Below are 15782 nucleotides of genomic sequence, written 5' to 3'. Positions count from 1 at the left end.
GCTCCAGCGACACGTGGAGCCTCAAGGGACTGTCCGGTGGAGTCATTCCTCTGCTCTCCTTTTCTGTCCATTGCGACTGGTGTCGTCCGAAGCGCATATCGCAAAAGCCTGCAACTCGTGCAGGCCGCCTTAGGGCGGCGAGGCCATCGAAAGATAGTCGGCTTCGGTGACGCCTGGAGTCTGACTCCTTGAGGTTAAGACGTCAACAGGTGGATAGCCGATTTACCAAAAACGTGATCGCTTGTGTGGCGAATCCGAAATTTGCATCCGTTTTGAGCAGCGCGGCGTCGGCCATGGATCAGAGCGCTGCGCCTTGCGCCGAGGTGACTATCGACAGAAGTCTCCATTCGCTAGAATGCGACTTGGAGTTGGAGACCGGCATGTATCTTTTTATTCTGTCGGCCCTTGTGGGATTTATCTTTTGCTCGGTCGGCTTGGTCTTGCTTGTGAGAGGCGACGGGAAGAAAAACAATCGCAACATTGTGCGCTCGTCGTATTGGTTCGCTGCGGCAGCAGCGATTGTATTATTGGGTACGATTTCTTTTGTTGCAGTGTGACTTCGTTCTCGAAAGGTGCGCCGGGTTCCGCATTGGTCGCAAGCTGTCCACCCGTTTGGGGTTCGCACGTTTGCTAACGCGTGGAACTTTAATGCGGTGGTGCGCGAAGCTGGTTTGATGAGCGCATTTGTCAGGAGCGTGTTCGGCCTTTGTTCTTTCCGCTTGCTCGCCCGCGCGAAAGACGGTTAAAGGCTTTGGTCGAGAGTTCTCTCGAAATGGTGAGCGAAATTACCTACATGGGAGATGGCCGGGACAACCCGCCATCCCACGAGATTCCAGATCTGAGGCGGCGACCGGCGATGGCCGACCATAAATATCTTTCCATTCGCGGGGCGCGCGAACACAATCTGAAGAATGTCGATCTCGACCTGCCGCGTGACAGCCTGATCGTCATGACCGGGCTGTCGGGGTCCGGCAAGTCGTCGCTCGCCTTCGACACCATCTATGCCGAGGGCCAGCGCCGCTACGTCGAGAGCCTGTCGGCCTATGCGCGGCAGTTCCTCGAAATGATGCAGAAGCCTGATGTCGACCAGATCGACGGCTTGTCGCCGGCCATCTCCATCGAGCAGAAGACCACGTCGAAGAACCCGCGCTCGACGGTTGGCACCGTCACCGAGATCTACGACTATATGCGGCTGCTGTTCGCGCGCGTCGGCATCCCCTATTCGCCGGCCACCGGCCTGCCGATCGAGAGCCAGACGGTTTCGCAGATGGTCGACCGCGTGCTGGCGGTCGAGGAAGGCACGCGTCTGTTCATCCTGGCGCCGATGGTGCGAGGCCGCAAAGGCGAATACCGCAAGGAACTGCTGGAGCTGCAGAAAAAGGGTTTTCAGCGCGTCAAGGTCGATGGTGTCTTTTACGAGATCGCCGACGTGCCGGCGCTGGACAAGAAGTACAAGCATGACCTCGACGTCGTCGTCGACCGCATCGTCGTGCGCGGCGATCTGGCGACGCGGCTTGCCGATTCCATCGAGACCGCGCTGAAGCTCGCCGACGGGCTGGCGGTGGCCGAATTCGCCGACCGGCCGCTCGACGCCAGCCAGACCGGCGAGGATTCGGTCAACAAATCGAAGAACGAGACGCATGAGCGCATCCTGTTCTCCGAAAAATTCGCCTGCCCGGTGTCCGGCTTCACCATTCCCGAGATCGAGCCCAGGCTGTTCTCCTTCAACAACCCGTTCGGCGCCTGCCCGACCTGCGACGGCCTCGGCAGCCAGCGCGCCATCGACGCCAGCCTGATCGTGCCCGACGACAATCTGTCGCTGCGCGCCGGCGCCGTCAGCCCATGGGCGAAATCGACCTCACCCTATTACGTGCAGACGCTCGAGGCGCTGGGCAAGGCTTATGGCTTCAAGCTCGGCGACAAGTTCCGCGACCTGACCGCAGAGGCAAAGCAAGCCATCCTGCACGGCACCGGCGAGCGCGAGGTCACTTTCCAGTACGATGACGGCCTGCGCTCCTACCAGACGACAAAGACATTCGAAGGCGTCATCCCCAATCTCGAGCGGCGCTGGAAGGAAACCGAATCCGCCTGGATGCGCGAGGAGATCGAGCGCTTCATGTCGGCCACGCCTTGCCCGGCCTGCCGCGGCTACCGGCTGAAGCCGGAAGCGCTGGCGGTGAAGATTGCCGGCAAGCACATCGGCGAGGTCACCGAGCTGTCGATCCGCAAGGCTGACCAATGGTTCACCGAACTGCCCGCCGCACTCAGCGACAAGCAGAACGAGATCGCGGTGCGCGTGCTCAAGGAAATCCGCGAGCGGCTGCGCTTCCTCAACGATGTCGGGCTCGACTACCTGACGCTGTCGCGCAATTCCGGCACGCTGTCGGGCGGCGAGAGCCAGCGCATACGGCTGGCCTCGCAGATCGGCTCCGGCCTCACCGGCGTGCTCTATGTGCTGGACGAGCCGTCGATCGGCCTGCACCAGCGCGACAATGCGCGCCTGCTCGACACGCTGAAGCATTTGCGCGACATCGGCAACACGGTGATCGTCGTCGAGCATGACGAGGACGCCATCCTGCATGCCGATTATGTCGTCGATATCGGCCCGGCCGCCGGCATCCACGGCGGCCACATCATCGCGCAGGGAACGCCGCAGCAGATCATGGCCAGCCCCGCCTCGATCACCGGCAAATATCTGTCCGGCGAGCTCGAAGTGGCGACGCCGGCGGTGCGACGCGAGGCCAAGAAGAACCGGCGCCTGAAGATCGTCGGCGCGCGCGGCAACAATCTGAAGAACGTCACCGCCGAAATCCCGCTCGGCACCTTCACCGCCGTCACCGGCGTCTCCGGCGGCGGCAAGTCGACCTTCCTGATCGAGACCTTGTTCAAGGCGGCGTCGCGCCGCATCATGGGTTCGCGCGAGCACCCGGCCGAGCACGACCGCATCGAGGGCCTCGAGTTCCTCGACAAGGTCATCGATATCGACCAATCGCCGATCGGACGGACGCCTCGCTCCAATCCCGCCACCTATACCGGCGCCTTCACGCCGATCCGCGACTGGTTCGCCGGCCTGCCGGAATCCAAAGCGCGCGGCTATCAGCCAGGTCGCTTCTCGTTCAACGTCAAGGGCGGCCGCTGCGAGGCCTGCCAGGGCGACGGCGTCATCAAGATCGAGATGCACTTTTTGCCCGACGTCTATGTCACCTGCGACGTCTGTCACGGCAAGCGCTATAACAGAGAGACGCTCGACGTCCTGTTCAAGGGCAAGTCGATTGCCGACGTGCTCGACATGACGGTCGAGGAAGGCGTCGATTTCTTCGCCGCGGTGCCCGGCGTGCGCGACAAGCTGGAGACGCTGAAGCAGGTCGGCCTCGGCTACATCCATGTCGGCCAGCAGGCGACGACGTTGTCGGGCGGCGAGGCGCAGCGCATCAAGCTGGCCAAGGAGCTGTCGCGCAAGGCGACCGGCAAGACGCTCTACATCCTCGACGAGCCAACCACCGGCCTGCATTTCCACGACGTCGCCAAGCTCCTGGAAGTGCTGCACGAGCTGGTCGACCAGGGCAACACGGTGGTCGTCATCGAGCACAATCTGGAAGTGATAAAAACAGCAGACTGGGTGCTCGACCTCGGTCCCGAAGGCGGCGACGGCGGCGGCGAGCTGGTGGCCTCGGGCACGCCGGAGGATATTGTTCGCGAAAAGCGCAGCTACACCGGCCAGTTCCTGCGGGAGCTGCTGGAGCGGCGGCCCGGAGGCAAGCGCGAAGCGGCGGAGTGAGTGAAGACTGGCTGGCGTCTGGAAGAACCTTCAAATGAAGATCAGAAGAGCGCTTGCCGGTGATCCTGATGCTGTCGCCCGGCTGACGCAAGCCGTCTTTGCGCCCTACGCCCAATCCGCACCGGCTGACGCTTGTCGACATGACTAAAGCTGTCGAGACGCTCGCTACGGCCTGATCCATTTCAACCCGGGAGGACGAAAGTGACTCAATCTGGAAAAATCCGCGCCGGCATGGGCGGCTGGACCTTCGAGCCCTGGGACAAGTCTTTCTACCCGGACAAGTTGTCCAAGGCGAAGCAACTGCACTATGCAACCCGGCAGGTGCCAAGCATCGAGGTCAACGGCACCTATTATTCGAGTTTCAAGGAGCCGACCTTCGTCAAATGGGCAAACGAAGCGCCGGACGGTTTTGTCTATTCGCTGAAGGGCAACCGTTTCGTCACCAACCGCCGCGTCCTCGGTGAAGCCGGCGAGTCGATGACGCGTTTCCTGGGATCGGGCGTCGCCGCGCTCGGCGACAAGCTCGGGCCGATCCTGTGGCAGTTCGCGCCAACCAAAAAATTCGACCCGGACGATTTCGAGGCTTTCCTCAAGCTGTTGCCTGAAAAGCAGGACGGCGTTGCGCTGCGCCATGCGGTCGAGGTGCGCAACGACAGTTTCGTCGTGTCGGAATTCGCTGCCCTGGCGCGCCAATACAAGGTGGCGATCGTCTACGCCGACCACGCCAAATATCCAGCGATCGCCGACGTCACCGGCGATTTCATTTATGTCCGGCTGCAGATCGGCAGCGACGACAATCCCGACTGCTACACGCCAAAGACGCTCGACGAATGGGCGGCGCGGGCAAAGACCTGGGCGCAGGGCAAGGCGCCGGCCGACCTGCCGCGTGCCGATCCCTCAACCGAAGCGCCGCTCAAACCGCGTGATGTGTTCGTCTACTTCATCACCGAAGGCAAGGCCCGCGCGCCGTTCGGCGCCATGGCGCTGATGAAGCGCGTCACAGGCTGACGTTGGCGGCACATCGCGTCCACCCCTTCGGTCATGCCGCAACCACGACTTCGTTGTAGGCATCGAGATCGACGAAGAACACCTTGGTGAGCTCCGCGATCAGTTCGTCGTGGTCGTATCCTTGCGATTTCAGAATATCGATGGCGGTCATGATGTCGACGTGCTCGGTAAGCCGTCGTTTCTGGTGGTCCTCGACGTAACGTTCCATCGGCTGCCCTGGCCCAAGTGCCCCAAATGCGTTTGAACAACGATCAGATCGCAGGAGGAGGCTGCTTGCACGGAACGTGCCGGCTGAGCCTGCGCCTGATCTGTCGACGTGACTGATACGGAAAGCGGCCGACTCAACAAGGCCAAGTAAAGCCTAGCATGCAATCTTCAGCGCGCCAGAGGCGTTCAGGAACAAAGGCGTTCAGGATAGACTGGGCGGGCATTCGCGACTTCGGTCGAGTAGTGGCGATGGTCGCCCAATCGCCTCTACTCGACCGACGGGATGAACCCTACACCGTAAGAAACTTCCTCACATCCGCCCGGTCGAGATCCTCGGCCGGGCCGGTGTGGACGATCAGGCCGCGGTCCATGATGTTGACTTCGTCGGCCAGTTCCCGGCAGAAATCGAGATACTGTTCGACCAGCAGCACGGCGATATCGGCCTGGTCGCGCAGATAGCGGATGGCGCGGCCGATATCCTTGATGATCGACGGCTGGATGCCCTCGGTCGGCTCGTCGAGCACCAGCAGTTTCGGCCGCATCACCAGTGCCCTGCCAATGGCAAGCTGCTGCTGCTGGCCACCGGAAAGGTCGCCGCCCCTGCGGCCGAGCATCTGCTTCAGCACCGGGAACAATTCGAAGACGTGGCCGGGAATGTTGCGGTCGGCGCGCTTCAATGGCGCAAAGCCCGATTCGAGGTTTTCCCGCACGGTGAGCAGCGGGAAGATCTCCCTGCCCTGCGGCACGAATGCGATGCCCGACCGGGCGCGATCATACGCCGCGCTCCGGTCGAGCGCCTTCCCCTCGAAGGCAACGCTTCCGCTCGTCAGCCGGTGGTGGCCGACGATCGATCTCATCAAACTGGTTTTGCCGACGCCGTTGCGGCCGAGCACGCAGGTGATCTTGCCGGCGCCGGCCTTCAGCGAGACGCCACGCAGCGCCTGGGCGGCGCCGTAGTGCAGCGTGGCGTTGGAGACTTCGAGCATGGTCAGCGCCTTCTCCAGCGCCTGAAGAACGAAAGATCGAAATGATGGAACGGAACGCGCCAGACCATGATCATCTCCCCAGATAGACTTCGACGACACGCTCGTCGGCCGAAACGAAATCGAGCGAGCCTTCGGACAGCACCGAGCCTTCGTGCAGGCAGGTGACCTTGACGCCGAGCTCGCGCACGAAATGCATGTCGTGCTCGACGACGATGACCGAATGGTCGCGGGCAATATCCCTGAGCAGCCGCGCGGTCTCCTCGGTTTCGGCGTCGGTCATGCCGGCGACCGGTTCGTCGACCAAAAGCAGCTTCGGATCCTGCGCCAAAAGCATGCCGATCTCGAGCCATTGCTTCTGTCCGTGGCTGAGATTGGCGGCGAGCTCGTCGCGCTTGTCACCGAGCCGGATGATGCCGAGGATGTCGTCGATCCGCCGCGCCTCCGCCGCCGAGCGGCGATGGAACAGTGCCGGGAAGATCGAGCGTGGGCCCTTCAGCGCCAGCATCAGGTTGTCCTCGATCGTGTGGCTTTCGAACACCGTCGGCTTCTGGAATTTCCTGCCGATGCCCATCATGGCGATCTCGGCCTCGTCATGTTTCGTCAGGTCGACCTGCCCGTCGAAATAAACCTCGCCCGAGTCGGGGCGCGTCTTGCCGGTGACGATGTCCATCATCGTGGTCTTGCCGGCGCCGTTGGGACCGATGATCGCCCGCATCTCGCCCTTGTCGAGCACCAGCGACAAATTGTTGATGGCGCGAAAGCCGTCGAAGGAAACCGAGACGCCGTCGAGATAGAGGATGGTGTTGCTCTTCGACATCGCTCACTCCGCCGGCTGCGGTTCGGGGCCGGATGCGGACCAGTCGCCCGGCGTTCTCGCAGCCGAGCGAACGATCTTCGGCGGTGGCGCGACGTCAGGATCGGTGCCGTCCTCCTCGGCGATCGAGGCTGCGCGCAGCGCCCTGGCATTGCCGCGCCAGGAATCCCACATGCCGACAATGCCCTTGGGCAGGAACAGCGTGACGGCGACGAACAGCCCGCCCAGCGCAAACAGCCAGAACGCCGGCAGCACGCCGGTGAACCAGGATTTTCCGGCATTGACCACGAGCGCGCCGATGATCGGCCCGACGATGGTGCCGCGCCCGCCGACGGCCGCCCATACCACGACCTCGATCGAATTGGACGGCTCGAACTCGCCCGGATTGATGATGCCGACCTGCGGCACGTAGAGCGCGCCGGCAATGCCGGCCATGACAGCCGACACGGTGAAGGCGAACAGTTTGACGTTTTCCGCCCGCCAGCCGAGAAAGCGCGTGCGGCTCTCGGCGTCGCGCACCGCCATCAGCAGCTTGCCGTATTTGGAACCGACGATCGCCCAGGTGACGAACACGGCGAGCGCCAGGGTGACGGCGCTGGCCGCGAACAATGCCGAGCGTGTCGCATCGGCCTGCACGTTGTAGCCGAGAATATCCTTGAAATCGGTCAGGCCGTTGTTGCCGCCGAAACCCATGTCGTTGCGGAAAAACGCAAGCAGCAGCGCATAGGTCATCGCCTGGGTGATGATCGACAGATAGACGCCGGTGACGCGGCTGCGGAAGGCAAACCAGCCGAAGACGAAGGCGAGCAGGCCAGGCACCGCAAGAACCATGATCGCGGCAAACCAGAATTGGTCGAAACCGTACCAGAACCACGGCAATTCCCCATAATTCAGGAACACCATGAAGTCCGGCAGCAGCGGATTGCCGTAGACGCCGCGCGAACCGATCTGGCGCATCAGATACATGCCCATCGCATAGCCGCCGAGCGCGAAGAAGGCGCCGTGGCCGAGCGAAAGGATGCCGCAATAGCCCCAGACGAGATCGAGCGCCAGGGCGAGCAGCGCGTAGCAGAGGTATTTGCCGGTGAGCGCGACGACATAGGACGGTACGTAGAACGCACTTGTCGGCGATACCGCAAGATTGAGCAGCGGCACGATGATGGCGACCGCCAGAAGGATGAAGATCGTGATGGCGATGCGGCGGTCGGCGCCGGCGGCGAAGAAGCGTCCGGTGATCATGCTTCCACCGACCTGCCCTTCAGCGCGAACAGGCCGCGCGGGCGTTTCTGGATGAACAGGATGATGAGGACCAGCACGACGATCTTGCCGAGAACCGCGCCGGCATAGGGTTCGAGGAACTTGTTGACGATGCCGAGCGAGAAGGCGCCGACCAGCGTCCCCCAGAGATTGCCGACCCCGCCGAAGACGACGACCATGAAGCTGTCGATGATGTAGCCGCGGCCGAGATTGGGCGAGACATTGTCGATCTGGCTGAGCGCGACACCGGCGATGCCGGCAATGCCGGATCCCAGGGCAAAGGTCAGCGCGTCGACCCACGGCGTCCTGATGCCCATCGAAGCGGCCATGCGGCGATTGGCGGTGACGGCGCGCATCTGCAGGCCCCAGGGGGTGCGCTTCATCACATAAAGCAGCACCGCGAACACGCCGAGCGCGAATACCAGTATCCAGAGCCGGTTCCAGGTCACCGCAAGCTGGCCGATATAGAACGAACCCGACATCCACGACGGATTGCCGACCTCCTGGTTGGTCGGCCCGAAGATGGTGCGCACGGCCTGCTGCAGGATCAGCGAGACGCCCCATGTCGCCAGCAGCGTCTCCAGCGGCCGGCCGTAGAGAAAACGGATCACGCCCCGCTCGATGAGGAGGCCGACGAACGCCGCGACCGAGAAGGCGAGCGGCAGCGCGATAACCAGCGACCAGTCGAACAGGCCGGGAAAGGAGGTTCGGATCACCTCCTGCACGACAAAGGTCGTGTAGGCGCCGAGCATCACCATTTCGCCATGCGCCATGTTGATGACGCCCATGACGCCAAAGGTGATGGCGAGGCCGATCGCCGCCAGCAGCAGCACCGATCCGAGCGAAATGCCGTACCAGATGTTCTGGCCCGCATCCCACAGCGCCAGCGTCGAATTGATGTTGGCGATCGCCGCCGTCGCCGCGTCCTTGACCGCGCCTTCGGAATTGGCCTCGACGGCTGTGAGCAGGGACAGCGCGTTGCGGTCGCCGCGCCCGCCGATCAGGGCGACCGCCGCCAGCTTGTCGGACTCCGACCTGTCGGACACCAGAACCGATGCGGCGCGGGCCTGTTCGAGCAGCGCTTTGACGCTCGCCACGGTCTCGCTGGCGACTGCAGCATCGAGCGGCTCGATGTTTGTCGCATCGGGCGTCCTGAACATGGTGTCGGCGGCGGCAATGCGCGCGGCCGGATCTTTTGCGCCGAGCGTCAGCGTGCCCAGCGCATCGCGGATGGCGCGGCGCAGCGTGTTGTTGACCTTGATCTTGGTGATCTCGCTTTTGGCCGCGTCACCGGATTTTTCACCGCTCAGCGGGTCGAGCAGCTCAACGCTGCCGCCAGCTGCCTTGCCGATGAAAACCAGCGAATCGGCCTTGCGGACGTAAAGATCGCCCTCGGCAAGCGCGCCAAGCGGACGTTCGACGGCAGTATCACCGGTGGCCGCCAGCTCGCGCACGACAGCTTCGGTGGCCGAGAAATTCGAGGCAGTGGCAAATTTGGCGATGATGGCGCGCAGATCCGCTTCGGCAGCGTTCGACGGCGACAGCATCCCCAGGAGGAGCAGCAGCGTCAGGCCGATCGCGCGGGTGAGGATCATCGATTTCTGCGATTCTTGATGGTTGAAACTTCGCGTCCGGGCGAACTGGAGGAGAGGACGAGTTCGCCCGGACGCGTCGCGGTCCAGGTCGTGGAGAAATCCACGACCGTCAGACCCGGGAGGATCAGTTGGTTCCCTTGCCGCCGCATTTGCCGGTGGCGACATTAAAATTGCCGCAGGACAGAGGCGCGCGCCAATCGGAGATCAGGTCCTTCGAATCGGCCAGATAGTCGGACCACTCGTCGCCCATCACCGGGCCAGGCGTCTGCGACACGGTCTCGAACTGGCCATCGGCCTGGATTTCGCCGATCAGCACCGGCTTGGTGATGTGATGGTTCGGCATCATCGTCGAATAGCCACCGGTCAGGTTCGGCACCGAGACGCCGATCACGGCGTCGATGACCTTGTCAGGTTCGATGGTGCCGGCCTTCTCGACCGCCTTCACCCACATGTTGAAGCCGACATAATGGGCTTCCATCGGGTCGTTGGTGGTGCGCTTGTCGCTCTTGATGAACTTGTGCCAGTCGGCGATGAACTTGGCGTTCTCGGGCGTATCGATGCTCTGAAAATAGTTCCAGGCTGCGAGATGACCGACGAGCGGCGCGGTGTCGAGACCGGCAAGCTCTTCCTCGCCGACCGAGAAGGCCATGACCGGGATATCCTCGGCCTTGATGCCCTGGTTGCCAAGCTCCTTGTAGAACGGCACGTTGGCGTCGCCATTGACCGTCGAGACGACGGCGGTCTTCTTGCCGGCGGAGCCGAACTTCTTGATCGCCGCGACCTCGGTCTGCCAATCCGAAAAGCCGAACGGCGTGTAGTTGACCATGATGTCTTCGGCAGCGACGCCCTTGGCTTTCAGATAGGCTTCGAGAATCTTGTTGGTGGTGCGCGGGTAGACGTAGTCGGTGCCTTCAAGCACCCAGCGCTTAACCGAACCGCCGTCCTCGCTCATCAGATAGTCGACAGCCGGAATAGCCTGCTGGTTCGGCGCCGCGCCGGTGTAGAACACGTTGCGCTCGCTCTCCTCGCCCTCATACTGGACAGGGTAGAACAGGATGTTGTCGAGTTCGCTGAACACCGGCAGCACCGACTTGCGCGACACCGAGGTCCAGCACCCGAACACCGCCGCGACCTTGTCCTTGGAGATCAGCTCGCGCGCCTTTTCGGCGAACAGCGGCCAGTTCGAAGCCGGATCGACGACGACCGCTTCGAGTTTCTTGCCGAGCAGACCGCCCTTTGCATTCTGCTCTTCGATGAGCATCAGCATGGCGTCCTTCAGCGTCGTCTCCGAAATCGCCATGGTCCCTGACAGCGAGTGGAGGATACCCACCTTGATCGTGTCGTCAGCCGCCCTGGCCGGGACGCTCATCAGCAGGCCGGCCGTGACCGCGCCTGCCGAAAACATTTTTGTTATTGTCGAGAAACTGCCCCGCATATTTCAAAACTCCCTGACTGGTTGATCGCATCGCGAACAGACCATGCAACGGCTGTGCCAACCGCAGGAGCAAAATCAAGCGGGTCTGGATTTCCCAGCCCTATCAGCCGGTTAATATATTAGCCGCCAAAGATAAGCGCCGCTGCCAGTGCTCTGCTTGAGAAAAAGTCCCCCGCTATCGCCCAATTTTTGATCACTCGCGAATTAATGCATGAATTTTGAGCAATAGACGGCGAACCGTTGCAGCGCTGCAGGAAAATGGGGCAACATCGATCTTCACAAGAGCGACCGCATGACCTCCAGGATTTCCCGCATTTTCAGCACCATGCTTCTGGTTGCGGCAACCGGCAGCGCCCGCGCCGACTTCATCGATGGCAAATTGCCGGATGGCACCTATCACTGCGAAGTCTATCTGCTTGGCATGTTCCTCAGCCTTGGCGACATCACCGTCAAGGGCAATGTCTATAGCGGCCCGGTGAGCTTCGGAACCGCCCGGCAGGGCTACAACTATCAGATGAATAAAAATGGCGAGATCACCTGGTTGGGCCCGTTGGGCGGCTACACGACCGGCGGCAACTCGATCTCGCTCACGCAAGCCACCCTGGACGGTCAAACCAGCCCGTCCTTCGACATCATCATGAAGCAGCCTGACGGCGCCTTCACCGCCTCGACCTGCACGAAGCGTTGAACGGCCGACAAGAAGAGGCGCGAAACCTTGTGAGGTTCCGCGCCAGCAGCAGTCGGGAGGCTATGGCTAGATGCTTTTGGCCGACATTTGTCCGGCAATGTACTCGGCCTGACGGATCGCCAGCGACACGATCGTCAATGTCGGATTTTCAGCCCCGCCCGTGGTGAACTGGCTGCCATCCGACACGAACAGGTTCTTGATGTCGTGCGCCTGGCCATGCTTGTTGACGACGCCGTCGGCCGCCTTCTCGCTCATCCGATTGGTTCCGAGATTGTGGGTCGACGGATAGGGTGGCGTCGGGAAGGTCCGCGTCGCCCCGACCGCCTCGTAGAGCGCCGAGCCCTGCTTGTAGGCGTGGTTGCGCATCGCCGTGTCGTTGGCATGGTCGTCGAAATGGACGTCCGCCACCGGCATGCCGTGCGCGTCCTTGATATCGGCATGCAGCGTGATGCGGTTTTCCTGGCGCGGCATGTCCTCGCCGACGATCCACATGCCGGCCATGTGGTCGTAATGGTCGAGCGCCGTGGTGAAGGAACGCCCCCAGCCGCCGGGATTGAGGAAGGCGGCCATGAACGGCAGGCCGAGCGACAGCGTCTCTAACTCGTAGCCGCCGACGAAGCCGCGCGAGGGATCGTTGCGGGCCTCATCGCGGATGATACCGGCCATGGTGGTGCCGCGATACATATGCACCGGCTTGTCGAAGATGCCGTAGACCGAGCCGGTGGTGTGGCGCATGTAGTTCTTGCCGACCTGCCCCGACGAATTGGCAAGGCCGTCGGGAAACTGGCTCGATGCCGAATTGAGCAGCAGCCGCGGGCTTTCGATCGAATTTCCGGCGACCGCGACGATGCGGGCCTTCTGTTCCCTCAGTCTGCCGTCCTTGTCGGCATAGACGACCCCGGTTACCTTGCCCGACGCATCGTGGTTGATCTTGATGGCCATGGCATTCGGCCTGACCTCGAGATGGCCGGTCGCCTCGCCCTTGGGAATTTCGCTGTAGAGCGTCGACCATTTGGCGCCCCATTTGCAGCCCTGGAAGCAGAAGCCGGTCTGCTGGCAGGCATTGCGGTCGTCGCGCGGCTCGGAATTGATTGCCATCCGGCCGGTGTGGCACTCCCTGTAGCCGAGCATGTCGGCGCCGGCCTTCATCACCTTGAAGTTGTTGTTGCCGGGAAGGCCCGGGATGTTGCTGGTGAGCGTCACGCCTAGCTTGTCTTCGGCCTTTGCGTAGTAGGGCTCGAGCTCGGCAAGCGTGATCGGCCAGTCGAGCAGGTTCGCGCCTTCCAGTTTTCCGTAGGTCGAAAGCGTTTTGAATTCGTGCTCCTGAAAGCGCAGCGAGGCGCCTGCCCAGTGCGTGGTCGAGCCGCCGACCGCCTTGACGATCCATGCCGGCAGGTTGGGGAAATCCTTCGCCACCCGCCAGTCGCCCGAGGTCGTGCGCTTGTCCGTCCAGGCGAGTTGGGCGAATGAATCCCACTCGTCATTGATGAAATCCTCGTATTCGTGACGGGCGCCCGCCTCCAGCATGACGACATCGATGCCCTTCTGCGCAAGCTCATTGCCGAGCGTGCCGCCGCCGGCGCCCGAGCCGATGATGACGACCACGCCGTCGTTGTTGAGATCAAATGGTGCTGCCAAGGTTTCCTCCCATGATGTCTGTTGTGTGCGGTTGCGACGATGGGGCTCAGAGCCACTCGATGTCGTCGAACCCGCGCGCCATGTAGCCGCCCTTGGAGTAGGATTCGCCCTCGTAGCCGAAGATCGGCCAGACCTCCTTCTGGTTGTAGAGGCCGACGACAAGCCCGCCGCGGACGGCCTGGAAGAACGGCGTGTCCTCGATATCCCTGAGCACCGCAACGCGCTGCTCCTCCCAGCCGAGACCGGTGTAGCCGTCCTTGCCCGATTTCAAGTCGAGATCGGCGATACCCTTTTCGATAAGGTCCTTGTGGGCAGGGTCCTTGCCGGCCTGCTCATCGTGCGCCTTGACGGCAATTGCGTAATATTTGTCAGGCACTTGGTCGTGCGGGTAGATGTCGCGCGCCATCTGGATCAGGGTCGCCATGGTTTCGGGCTTGAGCGCGGATGTTTCGAGACCCCAGGCATGTTCCGGGCTGATGACGGCACTGCCTGAAATGACCAGCAGCGCGCCGACACCGCCGCGCTTCAGTAGCTCGCGGCGCGATAGAACTGGCTTCGTTTCATGGACCGGCTTGCTCTCATAAATTGTGACCAATTGTTCCTCCCTTGCTTGCTGTCTGCACCCGAAGGTGCCCTGGCTGGCGCCGCGCTGGCCGGCGCGGCCGTCGTATCTCCTATTTGAACCGGCCCTGACGCTGCAGAACCTCGATCTTGTAGCCATCGGGATCCTCGATGAAGAAGAAGCGTGCGAGCAGCGCTCCGTCGCGGTTGAGCTCGACGATCTTCTTCGGGATCAGGCCAAGCGCGCCGAGCCGGTCATGTTCGCTGTCCAGATCGGCGACCGAAACCGCGAGATGGCCGTAGCCGTCGCCGAGCGCATAAGGCTCCTGGCGGCCCTTATTGACGGTGATCTCGACCTCGAGCTCCGCCTCGGCATTGCTCAGATAGACCAGCGTAAAGGTTTCGAAATCGAGCCGTTCGGCGACGTCCAGTCCAAACGCTTTCCGGTAGAAGTCGACGGACCGGGCCTCGTCGAGAACCCGGATCATGGTGTGGATCGCCTTCGCCAAATGACACTCCGTGCGGTAAGCGCGATGTGCGCGTCGGCGTGATTATGCGCGGGTTGCGGCAAACGTGGTGGCAGCCGATTACCACGCGCTAATCTAACGACGGGGAAAACCGCCTAAGGACGAAAGTCCGATTGCTGTTTTCCGCTTTCCAGCTGAAGATAATTGGCCACGACAAGGCACTGCCAAAGGCGCGAATCACTGCCGATTGCGCCCAAAATCAATAAGAACGACCAGATCAATAAGAACGGGAGGTAACGATGTGCAGGGTTTTTGCCGGGCAGGATCCGGATGGCTACCGGCAGATCAACCGGTCGATTCGTATCGACGGGCATTCGACCAGCATCCAGCTCGAGGCGACGTTCTGGGCATTGCTCGACGAGATCGCCGACAGCCAGGGCCTGACGACGCCGAAATTCATCTCGAAGCTTTATGACGAGGCCATCGAGATCAATGGCCAGATTCCGAACTTCGCCTCGATGCTGCGCACGACCTGTGCTCTCTATCTGCGCGGCCATCGGCCCGGCATCGAAGAACACACGGCGCCGAAGCGGCAGGCAGCTTAACTTTCGATCGCGACATCGAGCGCCAGGCGGGTCATATCGGTGAAGAGCGCCTGGCGTTCGGAATAATCGGTTTGCTCGCCGGTCACCACATTGTCGACGACAGTCAGCATCGACAAGGCCCTGGCGCCGAAATGCGCGGCGATGCGATAGAGCGCGCTGGTCTCCATATCCACGGCCAGCGCGCCCTGTGCCTGCGCTTCGGCGAAGCGGTCGCGCCCCTTGGGGTGATAGAATATGTCGCTGCAGATGGTCAGCCCGGCCTGATGTTCGATGCCGATTTCGGCAGCCCGGGCCAGGGCTTGGGAAACCAGACCCGGATCGGGTCCGGCATCAGCACCATAGAGCCCAAAAACCTGGCCGCTCTCGGAACTTTCACCCCGCACCGCTTGCGAGATCACCAGACTGCGCAGTTTGACCGCGGCAGTCAGGGCACCACAGGTACCGGTGCGGATCAGTGTCCTCACGCCATGGAAGTCGAGCAATTCGTGCGCGTAGATCAGGAATGACGAGACGCCGATGCCGGTGGACTGGATGCTGACGGGCTTGCCGCGAAACAAGCCGGTAAAGCCGAGGGCCTGCCTTCGACGGTTGACGCAGCGCGGCGCCTCGAGAAAGGTTTCCGCCATCCATTCGGCACGCTGCGGATCGCCCGGCAACAGCACTGTTGCCGCATAATCACCCTTGCCTGCCTCGTTGTGCGGCGTCACGGCATGCTCCCCCAAAACCCGCCGTCTGTTTGGCCC

General features: G+C 62.1%; 15 protein-coding genes. 5 read left to right on the top strand and 10 right to left on the bottom strand.

From position 1 onward, the window contains the following. Positions 1 to 380 precede the first annotated feature (380 nt). From BLT09_RS34290 to BLT09_RS13435, 3 genes are all read left to right on the top strand, one after another. Positions 381 to 557 carry a hypothetical protein gene (locus tag BLT09_RS34290; protein ID WP_167366425.1) on the top strand — a complete coding sequence of 59 codons (177 nt, stop codon included), beginning with the start codon at positions 381 to 383 and terminating at the stop codon, positions 555 to 557. 299 nt (positions 558 to 856) lie between these two features. Further along, the gene (gene uvrA / locus BLT09_RS13440; protein WP_091593700.1) at positions 857 to 3778 is read left to right on the top strand and encodes an excinuclease ABC subunit UvrA; all 2922 of its coding nucleotides are present in this window, start codon (positions 857 to 859) and stop codon (positions 3776 to 3778) included. A 201-nt stretch (positions 3779 to 3979) separates the two neighbouring features. After that, positions 3980 to 4786 carry a DUF72 domain-containing protein gene (locus BLT09_RS13435; protein WP_091593699.1) on the top strand — a complete coding sequence of 269 codons (807 nt, stop codon included), beginning with the start codon at positions 3980 to 3982 and terminating at the stop codon, positions 4784 to 4786. Positions 4787 to 4817: 31 nt separating this feature from the next. On the opposite strand, the gene BLT09_RS34285 is transcribed toward BLT09_RS13435, so the two are convergent. From BLT09_RS34285 to urtA, 6 genes are all read right to left on the bottom strand, one after another. Further along, on the bottom strand, positions 4818 to 4994 hold the full coding sequence (locus tag BLT09_RS34285; RefSeq protein WP_091593697.1) for a hypothetical protein: 177 nt from the start codon (positions 4992 to 4994) through the stop codon (positions 4818 to 4820). 289 nt (positions 4995 to 5283) lie between these two features. Continuing rightward, positions 5284 to 5979: an urea ABC transporter ATP-binding subunit UrtE gene (gene urtE / locus BLT09_RS13425; protein ID WP_091593695.1), complete on the bottom strand. Its 696-nt coding sequence runs from the start codon at positions 5977 to 5979 to the stop codon at positions 5284 to 5286. A gap of 70 nt (positions 5980 to 6049) precedes the next feature. Beyond that, positions 6050 to 6796 (bottom strand): urea ABC transporter ATP-binding protein UrtD, encoded by a 747-nt coding sequence (urtD, locus tag BLT09_RS13420; protein ID WP_091593693.1) that lies wholly within the window; start codon positions 6794 to 6796, stop codon positions 6050 to 6052. A 3-nt stretch (positions 6797 to 6799) separates the two neighbouring features. Further along, the gene (urtC, locus tag BLT09_RS13415; protein ID WP_091593692.1) at positions 6800 to 8032 is read right to left on the bottom strand and encodes an urea ABC transporter permease subunit UrtC; all 1233 of its coding nucleotides are present in this window, start codon (positions 8030 to 8032) and stop codon (positions 6800 to 6802) included. After that, positions 8029 to 9645, bottom strand: a complete 1617-nt coding sequence (urtB, locus tag BLT09_RS13410) for an urea ABC transporter permease subunit UrtB (protein WP_091593689.1) — start codon at positions 9643 to 9645, stop codon at positions 8029 to 8031. The genes urtC and urtB overlap by 4 nt, the downstream gene beginning before the upstream one ends. A gap of 124 nt (positions 9646 to 9769) precedes the next feature. Beyond that, entirely contained in the window at positions 9770 to 11080 is a 1311-nt protein-coding gene (gene urtA / locus BLT09_RS13405; RefSeq protein ID WP_091593686.1) for an urea ABC transporter substrate-binding protein, read from the bottom strand. 292 nt (positions 11081 to 11372) lie between these two features. Between urtA and BLT09_RS13400 the strand changes: the two genes are divergently transcribed. Continuing rightward, positions 11373 to 11768, top strand: a complete 396-nt coding sequence (locus tag BLT09_RS13400; RefSeq protein WP_091593684.1) for a hypothetical protein — start codon at positions 11373 to 11375, stop codon at positions 11766 to 11768. A gap of 66 nt (positions 11769 to 11834) precedes the next feature. On the opposite strand, the gene BLT09_RS13395 is transcribed toward BLT09_RS13400, so the two are convergent. The 3 genes from BLT09_RS13395 to BLT09_RS13385 all read right to left on the bottom strand — a co-directional run bounded on the left by BLT09_RS13395 (position 11835) and on the right by BLT09_RS13385 (position 14476). Next, entirely contained in the window at positions 11835 to 13406 is a 1572-nt protein-coding gene (locus BLT09_RS13395; protein ID WP_091593682.1) for a GMC family oxidoreductase, read from the bottom strand. A 46-nt stretch (positions 13407 to 13452) separates the two neighbouring features. Further along, on the bottom strand, positions 13453 to 14001 hold the full coding sequence (locus tag BLT09_RS13390; protein WP_091593680.1) for a Twin-arginine translocation pathway signal: 549 nt from the start codon (positions 13999 to 14001) through the stop codon (positions 13453 to 13455). 79 nt (positions 14002 to 14080) lie between these two features. Then, complete coding sequence (locus tag BLT09_RS13385; protein ID WP_091593678.1) at positions 14081 to 14476, bottom strand: VOC family protein; 396 nt, start codon at positions 14474 to 14476, stop codon at positions 14081 to 14083. A 257-nt stretch (positions 14477 to 14733) separates the two neighbouring features. Here BLT09_RS13385 and BLT09_RS13380 point away from each other — a divergent pair, with 257 nt between their 5' ends. Then, positions 14734 to 15039, top strand: a complete 306-nt coding sequence (locus tag BLT09_RS13380; RefSeq protein WP_027151971.1) for a ribbon-helix-helix domain-containing protein — start codon at positions 14734 to 14736, stop codon at positions 15037 to 15039. On the opposite strand, the gene BLT09_RS13375 is transcribed toward BLT09_RS13380, so the two are convergent. Further along, positions 15036 to 15746: a purine-nucleoside phosphorylase gene (locus BLT09_RS13375; RefSeq protein WP_091594014.1), complete on the bottom strand. Its 711-nt coding sequence runs from the start codon at positions 15744 to 15746 to the stop codon at positions 15036 to 15038. The two genes, BLT09_RS13380 and BLT09_RS13375, sit on opposite strands and share 4 nt — an antisense overlap. Positions 15747 to 15782: the final 36 nt, after the last annotated feature.

It is taken from the genome of Mesorhizobium muleiense (genome assembly GCF_900099905.1).
GTDB lineage: Bacteria > Pseudomonadota > Alphaproteobacteria > Rhizobiales > Rhizobiaceae > Mesorhizobium > Mesorhizobium muleiense.
The sequence above is the reverse complement of the archived record's forward strand: the minus strand, read 5'-3'. Positions and strand labels throughout refer to the sequence as shown.

Excerpts from the sequence above, each read along its gene's own strand:
- urtB (WP_091593689.1), bottom strand. The coding sequence starts at position 9,645 with ATGATCCTCACCCGCGCGATCGGCCTGACGCTGCTGCTCCTCCTGGGG.
- urtD (WP_091593693.1), bottom strand. The coding sequence starts at position 6,796 with ATGTCGAAGAGCAACACCATCCTCTATCTCGACGGCGTCTCGGTTTCC.
- urtE (WP_091593695.1), bottom strand. The coding sequence starts at position 5,979 with ATGCTCGAAGTCTCCAACGCCACGCTGCACTACGGCGCCGCCCAGGCG.
- BLT09_RS34290 (WP_167366425.1), top strand. The coding sequence starts at position 381 with ATGTATCTTTTTATTCTGTCGGCCCTTGTGGGATTTATCTTTTGCTCG.
- urtA (WP_091593686.1), bottom strand. The coding sequence starts at position 11,080 with ATGCGGGGCAGTTTCTCGACAATAACAAAAATGTTTTCGGCAGGCGCG.
- uvrA (WP_091593700.1), top strand. The coding sequence starts at position 857 with ATGGCCGACCATAAATATCTTTCCATTCGCGGGGCGCGCGAACACAAT.
- BLT09_RS13380 (WP_027151971.1), top strand. The coding sequence starts at position 14,734 with ATGTGCAGGGTTTTTGCCGGGCAGGATCCGGATGGCTACCGGCAGATC.
- urtC (WP_091593692.1), bottom strand. The coding sequence starts at position 8,032 with ATGATCACCGGACGCTTCTTCGCCGCCGGCGCCGACCGCCGCATCGCC.
- BLT09_RS34285 (WP_091593697.1), bottom strand. The coding sequence starts at position 4,994 with ATGGAACGTTACGTCGAGGACCACCAGAAACGACGGCTTACCGAGCAC.
- BLT09_RS13400 (WP_091593684.1), top strand. The coding sequence starts at position 11,373 with ATGACCTCCAGGATTTCCCGCATTTTCAGCACCATGCTTCTGGTTGCG.